At 70.1% G+C, this 19,222-nt stretch carries 15 protein-coding genes and 2 pseudogenes; 6 read left to right on the plus strand and 11 right to left on the minus strand.

Annotation, left to right across the window (positions count from 1 at the left end; all coding sequences use genetic code 11):
• Both KDL01_RS26860 and KDL01_RS46055 read left to right on the plus strand, forming a co-directional pair.
• Positions 1 to 315, plus strand: a pseudogene (locus tag KDL01_RS26860) (hypothetical protein); the annotation flags it as partial.
• 82 nt (positions 316 to 397) lie between these two features.
• Positions 398 to 484 (plus strand): annotated as a pseudogene (locus tag KDL01_RS46055) (catalase); the annotation flags it as partial.
• A gap of 274 nt (positions 485 to 758) precedes the next feature.
• On the opposite strand, the gene KDL01_RS26870 reads toward KDL01_RS46055, so the two are convergent.
• Positions 759 to 2,339 carry an FAD-dependent monooxygenase gene (locus KDL01_RS26870; RefSeq protein WP_212531401.1) on the minus strand — a complete coding sequence of 527 codons (1,581 nt, stop codon included), beginning with the start codon at positions 2,337 to 2,339 and terminating at the stop codon, positions 759 to 761.
• Positions 2,340 to 2,634: 295 nt separating this feature from the next.
• Between KDL01_RS26870 and KDL01_RS26875 the strand changes: the two genes are divergently transcribed.
• Positions 2,635 to 3,216, plus strand: a complete 582-nt coding sequence (locus tag KDL01_RS26875; RefSeq protein ID WP_212531402.1) for a GNAT family N-acetyltransferase — start codon at positions 2,635 to 2,637, stop codon at positions 3,214 to 3,216.
• 178 nt (positions 3,217 to 3,394) lie between these two features.
• Here KDL01_RS26875 and KDL01_RS45480 read toward each other — a convergent pair whose 3' ends face one another.
• Genes KDL01_RS45480 through KDL01_RS26915 form a run of 8 tightly spaced genes read right to left on the minus strand, consistent with a single transcriptional unit; the run spans position 3,395 to position 13,737 of the window.
• Positions 3,395 to 5,302, minus strand: coding sequence for a heparinase II/III domain-containing protein (locus KDL01_RS45480; protein WP_212531403.1), 1,908 nt, complete (start codon positions 5,300 to 5,302; stop codon positions 3,395 to 3,397).
• A 30-nt stretch (positions 5,303 to 5,332) separates the two neighbouring features.
• Positions 5,333 to 6,802 (minus strand): RICIN domain-containing protein, encoded by a 1,470-nt coding sequence (locus KDL01_RS26885; RefSeq protein ID WP_246577042.1) that lies wholly within the window; start codon positions 6,800 to 6,802, stop codon positions 5,333 to 5,335.
• Between the two features lie 36 nt (positions 6,803 to 6,838).
• The gene (locus tag KDL01_RS26890) at positions 6,839 to 7,495 is read right to left on the minus strand and encodes a hypothetical protein (RefSeq protein WP_212531404.1); all 657 of its coding nucleotides are present in this window, start codon (positions 7,493 to 7,495) and stop codon (positions 6,839 to 6,841) included.
• Between the two features lie 10 nt (positions 7,496 to 7,505).
• Positions 7,506 to 8,369, minus strand: a complete 864-nt coding sequence (locus KDL01_RS26895) for a carbohydrate ABC transporter permease (protein WP_307846609.1) — start codon at positions 8,367 to 8,369, stop codon at positions 7,506 to 7,508.
• On the minus strand, positions 8,366 to 9,307 hold the full coding sequence (locus KDL01_RS26900; RefSeq protein ID WP_212531405.1) for a carbohydrate ABC transporter permease: 942 nt from the start codon (positions 9,305 to 9,307) through the stop codon (positions 8,366 to 8,368). The genes KDL01_RS26895 and KDL01_RS26900 overlap by 4 nt, the downstream gene beginning before the upstream one ends.
• 58 nt (positions 9,308 to 9,365) lie before the next feature.
• A complete protein-coding gene (locus tag KDL01_RS26905) occupies positions 9,366 to 10,724 on the minus strand; it encodes an ABC transporter substrate-binding protein (RefSeq protein WP_246577043.1) in 1,359 nt (452 codons plus the stop codon).
• 14 nt (positions 10,725 to 10,738) lie between these two features.
• Entirely contained in the window at positions 10,739 to 12,730 is a 1,992-nt protein-coding gene (locus tag KDL01_RS26910) for a DUF2264 domain-containing protein (RefSeq protein ID WP_212531406.1), read from the minus strand.
• Positions 12,727 to 13,737 (minus strand): hydroxyacid dehydrogenase, encoded by a 1,011-nt coding sequence (locus KDL01_RS26915; RefSeq protein WP_212531407.1) that lies wholly within the window; start codon positions 13,735 to 13,737, stop codon positions 12,727 to 12,729. Before KDL01_RS26915 ends, KDL01_RS26910 begins: the two co-directional genes overlap by 4 nt.
• 268 nt (positions 13,738 to 14,005) lie before the next feature.
• Between KDL01_RS26915 and KDL01_RS26920 the strand changes: the two genes are divergently transcribed.
• Positions 14,006 to 15,142, plus strand: a complete 1,137-nt coding sequence (locus KDL01_RS26920; RefSeq protein WP_307846610.1) for a substrate-binding domain-containing protein — start codon at positions 14,006 to 14,008, stop codon at positions 15,140 to 15,142.
• A 107-nt stretch (positions 15,143 to 15,249) separates the two neighbouring features.
• Positions 15,250 to 16,992 (plus strand): acyltransferase, encoded by a 1,743-nt coding sequence (locus tag KDL01_RS44805; protein WP_212531408.1) that lies wholly within the window; start codon positions 15,250 to 15,252, stop codon positions 16,990 to 16,992.
• Positions 16,993 to 17,471: 479 nt separating this feature from the next.
• Here KDL01_RS44805 and KDL01_RS26930 read toward each other — a convergent pair whose 3' ends face one another.
• Entirely contained in the window at positions 17,472 to 17,990 is a 519-nt protein-coding gene (locus KDL01_RS26930) for a TraR/DksA family transcriptional regulator (RefSeq protein ID WP_212531409.1), read from the minus strand.
• Positions 17,991 to 18,072: 82 nt separating this feature from the next.
• Here KDL01_RS26930 and KDL01_RS26935 point away from each other — a divergent pair, with 82 nt between their 5' ends.
• A complete protein-coding gene (locus KDL01_RS26935) occupies positions 18,073 to 18,879 on the plus strand; it encodes a DUF4331 family protein (protein WP_212531410.1) in 807 nt (268 codons plus the stop codon).
• Positions 18,880 to 19,035: 156 nt separating this feature from the next.
• Here KDL01_RS26935 and KDL01_RS26940 read toward each other — a convergent pair.
• Positions 19,036 to 19,222: DUF1330 domain-containing protein (locus KDL01_RS26940; RefSeq protein ID WP_212531411.1), on the minus strand; the 187-nt coding region annotated here is incomplete at its 5' end.

Below are 19,222 nucleotides of genomic sequence, written 5' to 3' on the forward strand. Positions count from 1 at the left end.
ACCAACAAGCACCTTCGCGTCTTGATGACCGGCCTGCTCGGCCGCCCGTACAGCACGAACCAGGCCTCCTACGACCTGGCCCGCCTGGCCCGCAACCAGCTGATCGAACGCGTCCCCGGCCGCAATGTCTACACCGTGACCCGAGACGGGCTCCTGTTCGCGCACCTCTACACCAAGGTCTACCAACGCGTCCTGTTCCCCCTCATGGCCCGCGACCGCCCCAACGCCCCACCCGAACTGCACGCCGCCTTCGACACCATCGAACGGGTCGTCAACGAGCGCATCGCCGCAGCCAGAGTCCCGATCGCCACATAAGCTCACAAGACCCCGGCCGACGACTTACCCTGCACAAAAACTCAGGACAACCCTCCAAGTTTCACAAACAAAGGTGCCCTAGTCGCACGGACGCGACCTGTACGAAGCGATCGAGCGCGGCGAGTTTCCGAAATGGACGCTGTTCGTGCAGATCATGCCGGAGGCCGACGGCTCAGCAAGGCGGCGGGGGTGAGCGGGTGCGGTTACCTGCTCACCCCCGTCGCGGTCAGTTCAGATGGGTGGCGGACGCGGACTGGCTGTCAGTCGACCGCCGGCCACGCCCACTCGGACGGGGAGCGCGCTCCCCGTCCTGCTCCCCCGATGGCTCCGCCTCGACCGAACATCACCGACGGGTGACCGCGAGCGCGCGGCGTTGAGCATTGTGGGAGTCGAGGTGCCGGCGGACTTCGATCGGCGTGCCGCCCCGATCGGGATCGGAGCGGTCAGTCTGTCAGGACAGCCTCATAGGCATGCAGCGAGAGGGCGTCGGTGAGGCTGGCGATTGCGGCCACGTACTCGTCCGGTCGGACCAGGATCCGTCCGCCGCGGGCCAGGCCGAAGCGGATGGCGGCGAGGCCCTGCGGATCTGCGACGGTGACCGCGTAGCCGCGCGTGTCGCTGCCCGTGCTGTTCTCGGCCGGGAGTCCGTCGGTGCCGGCGGCGACCAGCATCTGCCGTGTGACGGCGCCGAGGGCGCCGGTCAGGTCCGCCGCGGCAGGGACAGGGGCGTCAGGCGCGGCGACGGTCAGCAGGACGTGGCCTGTCTCGGACGCCAGCGCTTTGCGCAGTTCCGTCAGGGCATCGGGCAGGTGGTCGCCCGGGACGAGCTTCGACTTCGGTGCGTCCGGCACGACGGCCGGGCTGCCGTGGTACGAGATCCCGGTCTCCTCGGCCGTCTGTGCGATCGCGTGCTGCACCGGGGCGAGCACGGTCGCAGCGTGCATCGCGCTGTCACGGATGTGCTGCGCAACGGGGTGCGACAGGGTCGCAGCCTTGGTCATCTTGGTGGTGAAGGAGATCACGTGCGCGCCCACCGGATGCCGCTCGGCGTGGTAGCTGTCCAGCAGCCTTGAACCGGCCGCCCCGGTGACGGCCAGGGCCAGCTTCCAGCCTAGGTTGAAAGCGTCCTGTATACCGGTGTTCATGCCCTGTGCTCCGGCAGGGCTGTGCACGTGCGCGGCGTCGCCCGCCAGGAAGACCCTGCCGTGGCGGTACTGCGGCACCTGAGCGTGGCGGATGTCGAATGTGGTCAGCCACCTTGCGTACGTGATGCTCAGGCGTGCGCCGGAGCGCTCGTCCGTGACACGCTGCAGCCACTGCTCGGTAGCCGGAGCGTCTTCGGTGTTCGAGACCTGCGCGATCAACCGGACCCGGTTGCCCTTCATCGGGAAAACCATCAGCGGGCCGTCGTGCGGGGAGAAGAACGTATACATGGTGTGCGGGTCGAAGCCGTGGTCGGCATCGACGTCGCCCATCAGGAAGCGCTCGCCGTGGAAGTCGCCTTCCAGAGCGGTGCCGAGCAGGTGGCGCACGTCGCTGCGCGCGCCGTCGGCGCCGACCAGATAAGGCGCCGCGGCGGTCTGGACGGAGCCGTCGGACAAGCGAATAAGCGCACTTACCCCGGATGCGTCCTGCTCCAGACCGGTGAGTACTGACCCGCGCTCGACCGCAACGCCATGCCGGGCCAGCGCCCCGGTGAGGATGCGCTCGGTCTCGGTCTGCGCGGTCGTGATCGAGTACGGGAACGCGCTGTCGACAACGCCGAACTCGATACGGAAGGGCTTGCCGCCGGCCGGGTTCATCTCCAGCGCCGTAGTGCGCACGCCGGAATCGATCAGCTCGTCGAGCACGCCGATCGCTTCCAGCATCTCCAGGCTGCGGGCATGCACCACGATGGCCCGAGACTCCGTGGTGGGGCTCGCGAGCCGATCGATGACACGTACCGGTACGCCGCGCCGGGCCAACTCGATCGCCGCGGTCAGACCGACCGGCCCGGCACCCACGACAATGGTCGGGTCCTCCATCAGAATCCTCTCGATCACAGCCAGCACGAGGCAAAAAACGGCTGCGCGCACTATACCGGCTCTCGAACCGGGTTACCGTGTTCGATGAACACCAAGACGTACAGCTGTTTGAGGCGCGATGCCAGGCCAGAACGGTTGCCGGCGTGACCGGCAACACCTCGGTCCACCGTGCCCGCGGTATCAGCGCAGACAGCGCCGCAACCGTGGGCTCTCCATGCCGCCTTCGGGCCTTTTTGCCACTTCCCCGTAGCGCCGACTGGCCTACCTTGGTGATGTGACCGGTCTTGAGATACGAGTGGCCGGCGAGGCGCAGGCACGGGAGAGTGCCAAGGTCCTTGCCCGAGCATTCCAGCACGATCCGGTATGTACATGGATCTTCCCGGCCGAAAGCGCGCGGGCCCGGCGATTACGCAGGTTCTTCCATGCCGAACTCCACCACTCGGCGCTGCGCCACGGCGCAGTGGAGTTCGCCCGCGCCGACGGAGCCATCGCCGGAGTGGCTGTGTGGTTCCCGCCGGGAGCCTGGCCATCTGCAACGGGGCTCTCCTCCCTGCCGGCGTATCTCAGAGCGGTGGGTCGGCACTTCGGCACCGCCTCCCAGTTCGCTTCGGCCGCGGCCCGTGCTCATCCGCACGACCAGCCGCACTGGTATCTGGCATTCATCGGGGTCGATCCCGCACGCCAGGGTCAGGGAATCGGCACCGCCCTGATGCGCTCACGCCTCGAACGCCGCGCGAACGAGGCTCAGCCGGCCTACCTCGAAAACTCAAACCCGGCGAACGCCGCGCTCTACGAGCGTTTCGGCTTCCAGATAACCGGAGCCCTGGACCTGCCCGAGGCCGCGCCCTGCGTCCCGACCATGTGGCGGCCCGCATAAGAGCGCACGGCTTCACCCCAGCCGCGGGCGGATACGCCACGACGAAGGCTGCGCGAACCGATCCCGCCAGCTACGCGTCGCCGTCTGATCTCCCCCACCCAGCCGCCGCGCCGCTACGCCCCGGCCGGCCCGCAGGCCCCATGGCACGCCGCCGCCAAGCGCCTGCTCTGACCAGGGATCACTCCCCCTGCACCTGGCACTCTTCCAGGGTCCACACGAGCGTGCCGATCGGCCCGAGGGAGGAGACGTCGACCTCGAGCCGGGTCAGCTGCTCGCCCCACACGTCGCGCAGCCAGGGGTCGTCCAGCGTTCGTACCGTCGCGGTGCACTGCGCGTGGGCCGGTTCCCAGGTCAGCCGAACGGATCCAGCGCCGTCGATCGCGTGGATCAGGGCGCTGCCTTCACCGATCTCGACCGTGCCCGCGATCATCAGGTGCACGCGTGTCAGAGCCCTTGTGCTGTGGGTGCCGTCGGTGCCGTCGGTGCCGTCGCCGGCCGGCAGCAGGTTCCACGCGTCGGTGACGCGGATATTCCGGGCGCGGCGGTCGAGGCGGGCGTCGCGGCGCCAGCTCACGATGTCGCCGCGGGGGTATGCGGCCGCGATGTCCAGCGCCAGGCCGGGCTCGTCGTCGCCGAGATACGGCGTGACCTCCCGCGCCTTGTACTGTGCGCCGGCAGCCTGCGCGCTCGCGCGGATCTCCGGCACGTTGTGCCAGGAGCTCTGCATGGTCCAGATCTCGTAGCGGTCCGGGCCGAAGGTCTGCGCCGTGTACGTGGGGCGGCCGGGGTCGACGAGCACGGGGACGCCGCCCAGCGCGACCACGACGCCGCCGACGTCGTTGTGGTTGTGGTGCTCGCCGTTGTGCCCGCCCTTGACCGCGAGGGTGAGGCCCCGCGCCGCGCCGGCTTCGCCGCGCGCCAGCATGACCTGCGTCGACGGCAGCCAGACCTCGCGCGGCAGCGGGGATTCGGCGCGAGCCGCCTTGACCCATTCCTGGTCGGTCAACGCCCGCGACAGCCTGCCGAGGCCCTGCTCCTCTCGCGCGACGGGCGCGGTGTCCCGGCGGTGCGCGGCGGCGTGGGCCTGCGCTTCGACGTCACCGACACGCCGGGCGGCCTGGTGCAGGGCGCACCAGGGCAGTTCGCCGGCCGGCAGGCGGGCGGCTCCGTCGGCGAAGTTGAGGTACCAGTCCCCGCCGAGGTGCATGCGGTGCGGGAAGGCTACGACCTCGCGCAAGGGCCCGGCGGTGACGGCGCCGAGCGCGCCTCCGGTGGCGTGGTGCAGCAGGTCGAGCGCCTCGAGCGCGCGGCAGGCGCCCTGCCACCAGTACATGAAGCCCTCGTCGATGGCACCGTCCGCCGGAATCGAGGCGGTGTACCGCTCGAGCCCTTCCGCGACGAGTTCGACGAGGTTCGCCCGGGCCTGCTCGTCCTGCACCAGGACCAGTCCCGCGACGAGCACGTTGCCGTGGATCCAGGCGCTCCAGTTGTGCACGTCCCGCAGCCAGTGCCAGTCGCGGCGGGTGGCGAACGGTGTCAGGACCCGCCGATCCACCTCGTGGCGTATCCGCTCCCTGATTCCAGGGGTCCGTTCGTCGAGCTGCTCGCCCAGCAGGTGGTCGATCCAGGCCAGCTGGGCGGCGACGTCTCCGGCTCGCAGGTCCAGGAACGGCCGGGTGACGTCGGTGACCGCGGCGCCGCGCTCGAAGCAGTCGTCGTGGGCGGGCAGACACCAGGTGCTCTGCTCGCAGACCAGGACGACGCCGTCGGCCACCTCGTCGATCCAGATCGGATCGAGGGTCACCGCGGCCATGACCGCCGCGCGGGTGAGCCGGTGTTCGCGGGTGAAGACGACCTCCTCGTACTCGGCCCGGTCGCCGTCCCGGACGTACCGGGCGAAGCCGCGGGCCATCGGGATCGGCCAGGGCTTGTCGCGCTCTGCCGCGGCGCGCTCCCGCAGCCCGCGGATCGTCGGGGTGTCAAGAGCTTGCGCCGACCACACCGAGCGGTCGCCCGCCTTCGGCACCGGAAGTGCCTCGGCGCAGGGCAGCAGCAGCCCGCGGACTCCGCTCGGTGTGGTCGGCACGGTGTCTCACTCTTCGTCAGGCGGCTCGGCTCAGCCGGCCGCGGAGATCTTCCACTGCTGGTTGGTGCTGTTGCTGTTGCTGTACTGCGCCAGCGCGGAGCCGTTGGCCGTGCGGCCCATGCCGTCGATCATCATGCCGGTCGCGCGGTTCTGGATCTGGACGTAGTTGCCGTCGCTCACCAGGGTCCACTGCTGGTTGGTGCTGTTGGTGTCGCTGTACTGCCCGACCGCGGCGCCGTTGGTCGTGCTGCCCAATCCGTCGAGGTACAGGCCGGTGGCACGGTTCTCGATCTGCACGTAGTCACCGTCGTTGACGATGACCCACTCCTGGTTCGTGCTTCCGGAGGAAGCGTACTGCTCCGCGCTCGACCCGCTGGTCGTCGCGCCCGTGCCGTCCACGTAGAGGCTGGTGGCGTCGTTGCGGAAGCTGACGTACGTGCCGCCGCCGGTGCCCACGCCCCAGGCGTACTGCAGCCGGGTCAGGCCGCTCGAGTTCACCAGCGAGAGCGCGATCGACGAACCGGTGCCGGTCTTGCTGGTCAGGCTGTACCAGTCGCCGTCGCGCAGGCCCGGCCAGTACACGCTTCCCACGCCGAGGGTGCGCAGCTCGCTGCTCACGCCCCGGACGTACTCGGCGAAGAACGAGCCGCTCTCGATGCTGTAGTCGATGGGGTCGTATTCGACCCCGTTCTTCGACCCCGTGCTCATCGGGGCGCCCCACTCGGTGGCGATGGTCCGGCCGGCGTAGCTGCCGATCTCGTCGGCGATGCCGTTCGCCCACTCGGCTTCGTCGTTGTACGGCGAGCTGACGAAGAAGGTGTAGTAGTGGGCGCCGATCAGCGTGCCGTTCAAGGCGCTGTCGCTGCCGACGGTCGAGACGCCGGTGGCGTAGCCGGAGCCGTCCAGGATCACGTGGCCGACCGGAACGCTCGGGTACCGGGCCAGCCAGTTGCTGTAGAAGGTCTGCAGGGCGGAGGTGCTGTAGGCGTAGGGCTCGTTGATGACCTCGAAGTAGACGTTCGCGTTGCTGCCGTACTTCGCGATGACGGTGTCCCACATCGTGTCGAAGGCGCTGACGCTGTCCGGCTCGCCGTTCTCCCAGGCCCAGTAGGCCAGGATCACGTTGCCCTTGGTGAGCGCTCCGTCGATGGCGCCGGTGTAGACGCTCCAGTCACCGGCGACGGTGGGCTCGTTGATCGGCATCCGCACGGTGTTGGCGCCGGTGATGGTGTCCATCTGGCCGACCACCTCCTGCGCCACGGTGTAGGCGGAGGAATAGGTGTCGGTGGAGCTGAGTCCGGACGGGTAGAGCACCCCGTTGACGAAGTTGTCGCGCTGATCGGCCCAGTTCACGCCCTTGAAGCCGGAGGTTCCTGTGGCCGCGTGCGCCTGGTGCTGGCCGACGGTCAGCAGCGTCGCCACGGCGAGAGCGCAGGCGAGCAGCGCTCTGACGACCATGGTCGGGCCTCTGCGGACCGCACTGTCGTGGGAGGTGGCCAACGGTTCATCCTTTCCCTGTGTGGGTGGTGCCCGGCCTCAGCCGAGGCCGGTGTCCGTGGTGGTCAGCGGGGCGACGATGTGGCGCGTGTTCGCCCAGACCACGTAGAGGGCGGGGCCCGGCAGCACGGCCAGGCCCAGCGCCGGCTTGCCGACGATCGCCGCGAGCAGCACGCCGAGCACGGCCAGGTTCGCCACGCTCAGGTACCACCTGCGGATGCAGAGGTAGGCGCAGGCGAGCACGCCGGCGGCGCAGAGCCTGCGCCCGGCCGCGAGCAGGGCCGTGGTCACGACGACGACCACGGCGATCAGGGTGGCGAGCATCGGGATCACGCCCCTGGCCGGGGTGCCCGCGGCGACTTCGAGGTCGACGCCGAGCAGGATCACGGCCGCCGCGGCGAGCGCGGAGACGGCCAGCGAGCGGACGAACCCGGCCCAGTACGCGGACCAGAAGACGCGCCCGACCCGGTCGGCCTCGTCGCTCACGTGCTCGAACGCGGCGAACGCGGCCGTGACCGCCGGCCCGCACAGCGTCGCCAGCGCGACGAAGAACGGCCAGGCCGCGACCTGCGAGCCGGTGAAGGCGAACGCGAGCAGCAGCGGCAGGCCCGCGGCCATCAGGCACAGGTTGATCCGGAACACGGCGTAGACGTAGGCGAAGATCGCGTCATAGGGCAGTGCCGTCTTGGACCGCATGGCTCAGCACTCAGCCTTTCATTCCGGAGGTGGCGATGCCGCGAATGAAGTAGCGCTGCCCGAACAGGAAGATCACCAGGATCGGGATCACCGAGAGCACGGAGCCGGTCATCATCATCGCGTAGTCCGCGTTGAACTCGCCGATGAACGACTGCAGGCCCAGCTGGATCGTCCAGTGGTCGTTGTCGGTGAGGTAGATGAACGGGCCCATGTAGTCGTTCCAGGTGTTCACGAACGTCAGCAGGGCCAGGCTCGCCAGCGCGGGCTTGGAGAGCGGCAGGATGATCCGGGCCCAGATGCCGTACTCGCTGAGCCCGTCGAGGCGCGCGGCCTCGCACAGCTCGTCCGGGATCGTCAGGTAGTACTGGCGCATCAGGAAGACGCCGAACGCACCGAAGGCCTGGATCAGGATCAGCGACAGGAAGGTGCCGGTGAGCCCGGCCTTCACCATCATGATGTACTGCGGGACCATGTACGCCTGCCAGGGCAGGGCGATCGTGGCGATGTAGAGAACGAACAGCGTGTCCCGGCCGCGGAAGCGCACCTTGGCGAACCCGTACGCCGCGAAACTGCCGGTGAGCACCTGCAGGGAGGTGATCACGGTGCTGAGGAAGACCGTGTTGCGCAGGTAGGTCGTCATCGGGATCTGCGACCAGATGTCGACGAAGTTGCGCCACTGCACGTTGTGCGGGATCCACTGGACCGGGATGGTGAACACGTCGTTGTTGCGCTTGAGGCCCGCGCTGACCATCCAGGCGAAGGGCAGCAGGATCGCCGCGGCGGCCAGGATGAGCAGCACGTACAGCAGCGTGCGGCCGATGACGCGGCGGACGTGGCGCGGGGTCGGCCGGCGCTCCAGGGCGGTGGTCGTCACTTGCGCTCCCTACGGCCGTTGAACCAGAACTGAACCAGCGTCAGGACCAGGACCAGCGAGAACAGCAGCACGGAGATGGCCGAGGCGTAGCCGTACTCGCCGTCGACGATGCCGGTCTGGTAGATCTGCTGGGCGAGCACCAGGGTCGCCTCGCCCGGACCGCCCTGGGTCATCACGAAGATCAGGTCGAAGACCTTGAAGGCCTGCACGGTCAGCAGGATCAGCACGAGGAAGGTGGTCGGGCGCAGCCCCGGCACGGTCACCGCGCGGAACCGCTGCCAGGCGTTCGTACCGTCCACCTCGGCGGCCTCGTACAGCTCCTTCGGAATCGCCTGCAGGCCGGCCAGGAACAGGATCATGTAGTAGCCCATGTCCCGCCAGACGCTGGTCACGATGACCGCGGGCATCGCCCACGTGGTGGAGGTGGTCCACCCGGGACCGTGCACGCCGAACCAGCCCAGGAACTGGTTGACCGGGCCGAACTGCGGGTTGAACAGCATGTTCCACACGATCGCGACCGCGACCAGCGAGGTGATGTACGGGAAGAACGCGACGGCGCGGAAGAAGGCCACCCCGCGCATCTTCCGGTTCAGCAGCAACGCCAGGCCGAGCGCGGCGAGCATGGTCAGCGGGACGTACCCGACCGCGTAGTACACCGTGTTGCGCAGCGCCGTCATGGACGCGTCGTCCTGGAACAGCCTGCGGAAGTTCTTGAGCCCGACCCACGACGGCGGGTTGTAGCCGTCCCAGGAGGTGAAGGACAGGGCGAACATCGCGATCACCGGAACGAGGGTGATCGCGACGAAGCCGATCAGGTTCGGCAGGATGAAGCTCCAGCCGATCAGGGCATTGCGCCACCCGTGGGAGCGGCGGCGTCGCGGCTTCGGCCGGGCGAGCACCGACGGCGAGCCGGGCGGCGCGGTGATCAGGTCAGTCATCGTCTTCCTTCCGGGCCGGTGCGCGGCGGCCGGGCCGGCGCGCACCAGCCCGCCGTGGTCACTCGACTTCGGTCTGCACGCGGGAGTCCATCTCCGCGATGCCGCCGGCGATCGACTTCTGCTTGGTCATCACGAGCGTGTGCTCGGCGGTCAGGATGGTGTCGATCTGCGAGCTCTTGTCGCTGACCGGCATCTCGAGCACCACCTTGTCCGGCTTGAAGGCCTGCTGGAAGCCGGAGTCGGCGGGCATCCCGTCCAGGCCGAAGTAGACCTTGCGGGTGTCGTCGTCGAGCAGCGCGGGGACGATGCCGATGCCGGCCACGATCGCGGCGCCCTGCGGGCCGGTGGCGAACTCGATGAACTTCTCCGCCGCGTCCACGTTCTGGGCCCGGCTGTTGATGGAGAACGCGGTCGGCGAGCCGAACGTGGTGATCCCGCCGGCGCCCGGCCGCTGCGGCATGGGCGCCATGGACCAGTCGATGTCCGTGGCACCGGACTTCTTGTCGGCCAACAGGGTGCCGATCAGCCAGGTGCCCATCGGCAGCATCGCGGCCTTGCCGGTCTCGATCATCGCCTGGTACCCGGTCTTCTCGGTCGTGGCGGTGCCGTAGTCCAGCGTCGCGCCCGCGTCCTGGATCCCCAGCGCGGTGTTGTACTGGTCGGTGAAGAACTCGTACTTGCCGCCGATCAGGTCGCCGCCGGTCTGCGCGGCCGAGATCGCCTGCACCACCGAGCGCCAGGTGTGGTGATAGGTGCCGTAGACCTTGCTGCCGCCGGACCCGCTGGTGAGCGACTCGGCCAGCGCGGCGTACTCGTCCCAGGTCATGTTCGTCGGGTACGGCTTGCCGGCGGCGTCGAACAGCTTCTTGTTGTAGAACAGGGCCCAGAAGTCCTGGCGGTAGGGCAGCGCGTAGTACTTGTCGTTCATGTTGAACGAGCTCAGGCCCTGGAGCGAGGAGGCCGTGCTGCCGGCGGCCAGGGAACTGATGTCGCGCAGCTGGCCGCGCTCGGCGAACTGGCCGTAGTCCGTGGTGTTCTTCATGGTGATGATGTCGGTCGAGTCTCCGCCGGAGAGCATCACCTTGACCTTGGTGCTGTAGTCGGCGGCGAGGATGTCGACCGGCTTGATGGTGATGTTCGGATACGCCTTGTGGAAGGCGTCGAACAGGGCCTTGAACTCGGGCGTGGTGGCCATGCTCCAGGTGCTGATGGTCAGCGTGACCGGCCCGTTGCCGCCGCCGCTTGACGAGCCGGAGCTGGAGCCGCAGGCCGACAGCAGCGGGCCGGCCGCCGCGGCGGACGCGGCGAGCTGGAGGAACTTCCTTCTGTGCACGGGGTTTCCTTCCTCGACGTTGAGAGTGGAACGGTCCATGTGCGAATTCGCGAGCGAGTCGTTCAGCGCGGTGCGTTCGCCCATGCGCCTACCGGGCGCTAGCGGGGTGGTGGCATGGCGGGCAGGGTGGCGACCGTCTCGGCCCGGTCCGGCCAGGTGATCGAGACGCTCGTCGTGCCCGGGGAGGGCTCGGACGGGGAGAGCCGCACTTGCGGTGCCTTCTCTCCGCCGCCCAGGGCCAGGGCGGCGATCATCCAGGCGCCCGGTTCCGGATCGGCGTGCAGCACGGGAGTGGCGGTCCACATCCCGAGCGGCGTCGCGTCGTGGGCACGGTGCACGCCGGTGCGGTCGAAACCGCTCAGGGCCACCGCGATGGAGCTGTGCGGGCCGACGACGCCGGCGCTTCTCGCGCCGACGTAGGTCGAGAGCGGGTCGGTCCCGGAGACCGGCCAGCCGCCGACCCGCAGTTCGACGACCTCGTTCCAGCCGGGCGCGCCGGCCGGATCGACGCGCACGCAGCGCACCTCCCAGGCACCGCGTACGACCGAGACGGTGGTGACCGCGGCCGCGTCGACGGCGGTGCCCTGACGGCCGGAGCCGTGGTCGGGGAGCGTGCGGTCGGGATCGACCCACCGGCACAGCGCCCGCGAGGCGAGCACCGCGGCCCCGTCGACGGCGGCGACCGCGAGCGTCTCGAAGCCGGACCGGTGCGTGGCGCGTCCGTCGCCGTCGAGCAGGACGACGGACTGGTCGAGCGGCGCGTCCCAGCCTTCTTCATCAAGCTGTGGACACGTCGCGGTCGAGTAGCCGAGGCGGGCGTAGAGCGGTGAATCGCCGGTCCGGTCGCCCGGGCGGGCGTGGTCGGTGCCGTGGTTGTACACGCGCACGACGCCGTCCGCGACCATCGAGCTCAGCGCCCAGCCGGGGGCGGCGAGGACGGCGAGCCGGTCCTCCTGCTCGACCGGGAGCGGCAGCTCGGTGCTCGTCCACACCGGGTGCTCGGCCGGCAGGGCGAGGCCGAGCATTCCCTTCGCCGCCCAGTACGGCGAGCCCGGTCCCGAGTAGTTCTGGGCCAGCCGGCGCCACTCGTGGTGCCAGCCGAGGGTGAGCAGGCCGTTCTCGTCCGGGGCGCCGCGGTCGACGAAGTGCTTCAGGATCCCGCTGGCGGCCCGGCGCAGCCGGCCCGGCTCCACCGTGCCGGTGCCGGCGTAGGCGCCGACCCAGAACGGCGCCGCGGCGGCGAAGCGGTAGACCAGGCTGCGGCCCTGGAGCAGCGGCGAGCCGTCCGCGCCGACCAGCTGGAGCGCGTCGAGCAGATAGCGGTCAAGGCGCGCGGTGTACTGCGGCAGCAGGGGCGCGGCGAGCTCGGCGGCGCCGGACATCCGGCTCCACAGGATCGGGTACAGGTGCAGCGCCCAGCCGCAGTAGTGGTCGAAGCTGCGCTCGTCCCCGTCGCTGTACCAGCCGCCGTCACGCACGAAGGACTCGTGCAGCGCGAGATCCGCGCGCAGGTCCGCGAGGGAGCAGGGCCCTGAGACTGAGGAGAGGAACTGCTCGACCACGATGCGGAACCAGAGCCAGTTCGTGCGCGGATAGTCCTGGTCGCCGACGACCTGGGCCAGGTAGTCCACCACCCGTTCCTGGACGCCGCCGTCGAGCCGGTCCCACAGCCACGGCCGCGTCAGGTCGAGGATCAGCGCGATGGAGGCGGCCTCCACCTTGGCCTGGCCGTGCTCGCGCGGGGTCACCCAGCGCTCCGGCGACGAAGGGTCCGTGCCGGCCGCGATCCCCTCGGCGTACCGGGGAAGCAGACCGAGCGGATCCCGGCCTTGCTCGCCGGCCAGCCGGAATCCCGCGAGCAGGAAGGTCCGGGCGAAGCCCTCGAGGCCGTCCACCCTGGTGCCGTATCCGCCGGGGGCACCGGGCGGGGTGATCAGCGCGTGCGAAGGGGAGGCGTGGCGCCGCGCGGCGAGCAGCATGCGGTCGGCCAGTGCGGCCCACTCGGCGCGGGTCCAACCGGTGTACGGAGACAGAGCCGAGTCCTGGCCCATGGCGGCCGGGCGAGTTGACGCGCTTCGGCGCTCGTTCATGCGCTCACCTCCAGGGTCTCGCGCGTGACCGGGTGCAGCGGCGCCTCGCCGCGGACGTAGCGTTGGAGTTCGTCCAGAGCCTGGGCGCTCATCCGCCGGGTCTCGGTGCCGAGGGAGCCGGCGATGTGCGGGGTGATCATCACGTTCGGCAGCGAGGCCAGCACCGAGCCGGCCGGCAGCGGGTCGGGCTCGGTGACGTCGAGGATCGCGTTGAGCCGGCCGGTGGCGCATTCGCGTTCGAGCGCGGCGGTGTCGATGACCGAGCCGCGGGCGGTGTTGACGACGGTGGCGCCGTCCGGCAGCAGCGCCAGTTCGCGGGCGCCGATCGTGTGCCGGGTCCCGGGCAGTTCGGGCAGGTGTAGGGAGAGGATCTCGGCCCGGGTGAGCAGCTCGTCGAGCTCTACCAGCCGCCCCCCGGCCCCGGCCACGGCCGCCGGGTCCGCGTACGGATCGGTGACCAGGATCTCGCCGGTCTCGAGCAGGCGCAGCCGTTCCATCACCTGCCGGCCGGTCCGGGAGAAGCCGACGATCCCGATCACCCGCCCGTAGTTGGACAGGTCCTCCCGATCCCCGACGGCGTGCCAGCTGAACGGCTCGAGCCGCGACTGGGCCGCGAGCACGTGCGCCTTCTTACCGGCGAAGATGATCGCGGCCAGGGTGTACTCGGCCACCGGCGTGGCATTGGCCTCGGCGGCGCTGGTCACCAGGATCCCGCGGCTCCACAAGGCTTCGGAGACGATCGCCCGGACGCTGCCGGCGCAGTGGAACACGGCCCGCAGCTTCGGCGCCGCCGCCAGGCGCTCGGCCGTCAGCTCGGGAGATCCCCATGAGGTCAGGAGCACCTCCGCCTCGGTCAGGCGGGCCCGGGCGGCCGAGGTGTCGAGGTCCTGCGCCCAGACCGGGTCGCCGAGCTCTGCCACCGTGCGCAGCCGGTCGAGCTGTTCCGGGCCGAACTGGATCCGGAACGTGCCGGGCCGCATCACCAGCAGGGCCTGCGGGCGGTGCATGCGATCCCCTCCTCTGACGTCGTCGTCTACCGATCGAAAATGTTCAGATTCGTTCGATCGGTCGGTGAGAGGAGTAGAGCGCACGCAAAAGCGCAACACAAGGCCCCGTTATTTACTTGTAACCTCAGTGGACGCGAGCCAATCTGATCGATTACGATCGAATCAGATCGTATGAACCGTGCCCGGTAGAGCTGTGCCATGATGCTCTCGACGTGACACCGTGACGTTCGATCACAACTCTGACACGCTGAGGAGTGGAGGCCCCGCCGTGACCGACACCGAGCTACCGCTGTTGCCGGTGCAGCGCCGCGAGAGCGTGCTGGCCGAACTGCGCGCCCATGGCACGCTGCGGGTCGCGGACGTCGCCCGGGCGCTCGGTGTCAGCACCGTGACGATGCGCCGGGACATCGCACAGCTGGCCGACGAGGGCGTGATCGAGCGCGTCCACGGGGGCATCCGGCTGCCGCGCGGCGTCGCCGTGCAGCCGGCCGCGGAGGACTCCGGGGCCCCGGCCGACCCGGCCGAGGCGCAGTTGTCACCCGTCGGCATGGTCGTACCGTCCCTGGACTACTACTGGCCGCAGATCATCCGCGGCGCCCGCGACGCCGCCCCCGCGGCCGGGGTGCGGATCGTGCTGCGCGGCTCCTCCTACGACGACGTCGAGGACCTACGCCGGCAGACCGCCTGGCTGCTCGAGACGGTCGGCATCCAGGGCCTGCTCATCGCCCCGCCCACCGGCGGCGAAGCGGTCGCCGAGCTGATCGGCTGGCTCGCCGGCCTGCCCATTCCGGTCACCTTCGTCGAACGCACGGCCACGGTCGGCCCCTTCCACGAGCACGTGGAGTCGGTGACGACGGATCACATGTTCGGCGCCGGCCTGGCCGTGCGTCACCTCGCCGCCGAGGGCCACCGCCGGATCGGCCTGCTCGCCTCCTCCACCAGCCCGCACCACCAGGCCGTACGGCGAGGCTGGCGCGAGACCGTCGAACAGATGGGCCTGCAGCTCGAGGGCATCCCGGACGCACTGACCCCCGAGTACCGCCACCCCGCGTGGAGCGCGCGGCTCGACGAGTTCCTCGACGCCTGCGTCGCCACCGACACCAGAGCGCTGCTGGTGCACTCCGACCGCGAGGCGATCTCCCTGGTCGGCCGCTGCCAGGAACGCGGCATCCGGGTTCCGCAGGACCTCGCCGTCGTCGCGTACGACGACGAGGTCGCGAATCTGGCCGATCCCGCCCTGAGCGCCATCCGCCCGGCCAAGCCCGCGCTCGGCCAGACGGCCGTGGACCTGCTCGCCAAGCGCATGCACGGCGGCGCGGACCGCCCGGTCCACCGGATCCGGATCAGCCCGCAGCTGGTGATCCGCGACTCCAGCACACAGCCCGGGAAAACCCCGTCGAGTTAGCGGTGCCGGACGCGGACAGGCCCCCCGGGCACGCCCGGGGCCTGCGTCGGCGTTCGTTCCAGTCCGATCGTTCCAGTCCGATCGTGTCGGGCCCTGCGGGAGGAACCGTGCAGCAGACCGTCCATGAAGACGGCCACCTCGAGCACTGCCCGTGGCTGTTCGAGGCCGAGGCGTCCGAGGACCAGCGCGCGGCCCAGTCACGCCGCCAAGCCGCACTCACCGCGGCCGGCGACACCGAGATCGGCGAACGCTGCTTCGTCGCGGCGTCGGCCGCGGTCTATCCCGATCGCCTCCGGCTGGGCTCGGGCTCCTTCATCGCGGCACACGCGTATGTGACCGGCGATATCCGCACCGGGTCCGACTGCACGCTCAACCCGTTCACGACCGTGCGCGGAGCAGTCCGGCTCGGCGACGGCGTGCGCATCGGAGCGCACTCCAGCCTGCTCGGCTTCGACCACTCCACCGCGACCGACCGCCCGATCCACCGCCAGCCGCTCACCAGTGTGGGGATCAGCGTCGGCGACGACGTGTGGATCGGCTCGCACGTGGTGGTGCTGGACGGGGTCGTCATCGCCGACCACTGCGTCATCGGCGCCGGCGCGGTCGTCACCAAGGACGTCCCGGCCTGGTCGGTCGCAGTCGGGAATCCGGCGCGCGTCATCCGTGACCGACGCGCCGCACCGAAGACGGCGAAGGCCGCGACCGGCGGCGCAGACCGACTGAACGAGGCTCTGGCCGGGTTCGCCGTCGCCGCGCGCGAGCAGGGGGCCGCGGTGATCGCCCGGTGCTGGGATCCCGAGGCTCCGGGGGGCGGGCGCTACCGCGATCGCCCGGGCGACGTGCCGACGGTCCGCGCGCACTGCGACGCGATCGAGATCGCGGACCTGCTGCTCGGCGCGGCGCCCGAGCAGCTGACCGCCGTCGAGCACACCGCCCGCCTCCGCGCGCTGCAAGACCCTGAGACAGGCCTGGTCGCGCAGCTCGATCCGGCCACCGCCCTGCCAGGCCCGCTGCCCGCGCCGGACGAGGACGGGTTCGTCAGCGACGGTGCGGCGCAGTACCACGTGCTGTCCGTCGGCTACGCCCTCGACCTGCTCGGCAGCAGCCTGCCGCACCCGATCTCCCCGGTACAGCGGATGACGGCCGGGCAACTGTCCGACCGCCTGGACCGGCTTCCCTGGCGCGAGCACGCGTGGAGCGCCGGCAGCTGGATCGACTCCTGGGCGAGTGCGACGCACTGGAACCTGACCCACGGTGCCGATCCCGCGCCGGGCGCGCTCGAAACCCTGTTCGGCTGGCTGCTGACCCGGGCCGACCCGTGCACCGGGATGTGGGGCAGCCCGTCCCGAGACGGCGACCGGTTGCAGGTGGTCAACGGCTACTACCGGCTCACCCGCGGCTCCTTCGCCCAATACGGCCTGCCCGTCCCCCATCCGGAACGAGTCATCGACGCAGTACTCGACCACGCCCGGAACCCGCGCTACTTCGGTGCGGGACGCGAGAACGCCTGCAACGTACTCGATGTCGCACACCCGCTGTGGCTCTGCGCGCGCCAGACCGGACACCGCGCGGACGAGGCGCGGGCCTGGGCCGAACAACAGCTCGCCGCGGCGCTCCCGCGCTGGCGAGCCGGGCGCGGATTCGCCTTCGGCCCCGCCCCCGAGGGCGGCGGGCCGGGCCGCGAGCCGGGTCTGCAGGGAACCGAGATGTGGCTGGCGCTCATGTGGCTCCTCGCCGACCTGGCCGGCCGCGCCGACCTCCTCGGCTACCGCCCGCGCGGCGTTCACCGCCCCGAACCCGCAAGCACGTCGCCGAGCCCGGACAAGCAGCGCGCGCAGACGAACCGGTAGCGGCGGCTCACCGACTCATCCCCCTGACAAAATATCGAGTGGCCTTGCGGAGGGATCTCCTTCTCCTCTGGAACTCGCGCCACGCGCTTCTTGTCGACCACCAGGCCTCGGGCCCGCGGTTCCCGGGTGACGCGGATCGCGCCGTACGCCCACCGGAGGCCGCATGGATCTCGGCGATCTTCTGAGCGAGCTCGGTCTTCCTCGCTCCGTGGCGGCGCAGTTCCTCGCACTCAGCGGTGGTCAACGCGCCACCCCGATCCCCGCCCGCATCGATCCGGGCCTGATCCACCCACTTGCGCCAGGCTCTGATCGCTTTCGCCAACCCCGATGTCCTGATCGCCCTGCCATTGCTCGCACACAGCGGATACCGACCCGGGCTGCGGACGAACCACCACGGAAAAGTCAGGGGCCAGAAAACGCGGATCGGTCCACTTCGTGAGCGCGTCTGCGCATCCCTGCGACCAGTTCACCGGCGGCCGCTATCGCGCAGACCCCTGATCCGCTTCGGCTTCCTCCACCGTCAGCTCCGCCGCGGGATCCGCCTCGAGCCGGTCGTCCGGAATCAGCGCGCCACTCCGAACGGAACGGCCAAAGGTACCGTCCTGGACACGCTGCACGGCTCTATCGATCGCCGCGAGCCGATCCCGCAGCTCGGCGGCCACGGCGTCATCGATGCCCTGCGCTTCCAGCGACAGCGCCGGATCTGCCACGTCGCCGGTTTCCTGCTCGGCTTGCCTGTCTTCCACCTGGGCTGTACCGACCTCGGCAAGCGACCGGCGCAACAGCGCCCGCTCGGCGGTCAGCAGCGATCGAGCCCGCTCCGGTTCCAACTGTCCCGACCTACTCTCATCGTGGTGCTGACGTGGTGGCCACGGTACCCGTCGCGCTGCCGTTCGGGCTGGAGACACGACGAGCTCCGCCTGTTCGCCATTGCCGGAGACATCGATCTCACCTTCTCGGTGCTGCTCCTCCTGAGCATGGTGGTGCAGATCCTCCACCGCCGGAGGCAGGCAGCCCCAGCGAGGGCGTCGCCCAAAGGGGCTAAGGTCGCGTCAGGTCTGAGCCTGCGCGGATCCGTACATGACCGGCCTGAACTCCATCCCGCCGTTCCTGATGACCGACACGATGCGGACGGATGCCGTCTACCGGATCAACATCGACGACGACGGCGACCTGCTGACCGACGCCGCGTTCACGTTCGTGTTCGCCGACGCCGCGGACGGCGGGCAGAGCGTGACAGTCCATCACGCCGTCGGCGAGGATGCGCGCAGGCCAGAAGCGCTCGGCGAGGTGCTCGTCGAGGCCGCCCCGGTCGGTCGCGACGACTCGGCGCAGCCGGTACAGGCCGGTGAGTGCCGGATCTTCGTCGGCGTGCGCAGCGACCCGTTCTTCGCCGACGCTGAGGGCGCCCTCCACGGATTCGAGTGGACGGGCCAGGACGCCTTCGCCGACAAGAACATCCAGTGCATGGCCTTGGACGTGCCCGACAGCATGCTCGGCGGCGATCCGGTGATCGACGTGTGGGCCACCTCCGGCGTCTGGCGGGACGCAGGCGGGTACGTTCAGGTCGACCGCGCCGGGCATCCGACGCTCAACCCGTTCATCAATCCCGAGTACGCGAAGGAGGCCTACAACGCCGGGCAACCCGTGGACGACGTGGCCACCTACCTCGAGCCGTGGGCCCAGATCCTCGGGGACCAGGGCTACGCTCCCGACGCGGCAACCGCGGCGGCGCGGACCGTGTTGCCGGACATCCTGCGCTACGACCGCGAACGCCCGGCGACCTATCCCGACAACGGTCGCAATCTGACCGACGCGAGCCCGGTCAGGTCCGTGTCGGTGTGGTCCCCCATGGCAGGATCTGCGGCGCAGGGCGGTACCCGATGAACACGTACGGGAACGGGTGCACCTGCAGATGCTCGGCGAACATCCCGGCCAGGAACTGGGGGCGGCAGGGTGGTTCTGCCACTTGGTCGAGCCGTGATGGTTGCGCCGTGCCCGCCAAAAGCCGGACGCCGGACAGGTCGCCGACCGAGCCCGCGGTCAGCCGATGCCTTCGATGATGCGGAAGTCGCGCTCAACGCCGTCGGAGAGAGCGGCCAGCGCCTTCTGGTAGGCCTCACTCTCGTATGCCGCGAGGGCGCGTTCGAAGCTGTCGAACTCAATCAGGACCGTGCGTTCGGCGATTCCGGCCTCGTGTGCGACGACCCGCTCGCCACGGGAGAAGACC

Source organism: Actinospica durhamensis (assembly GCF_018139695.1).
GTDB lineage: Bacteria > Actinomycetota > Actinomycetes > Streptomycetales > Catenulisporaceae > Actinospica > Actinospica durhamensis.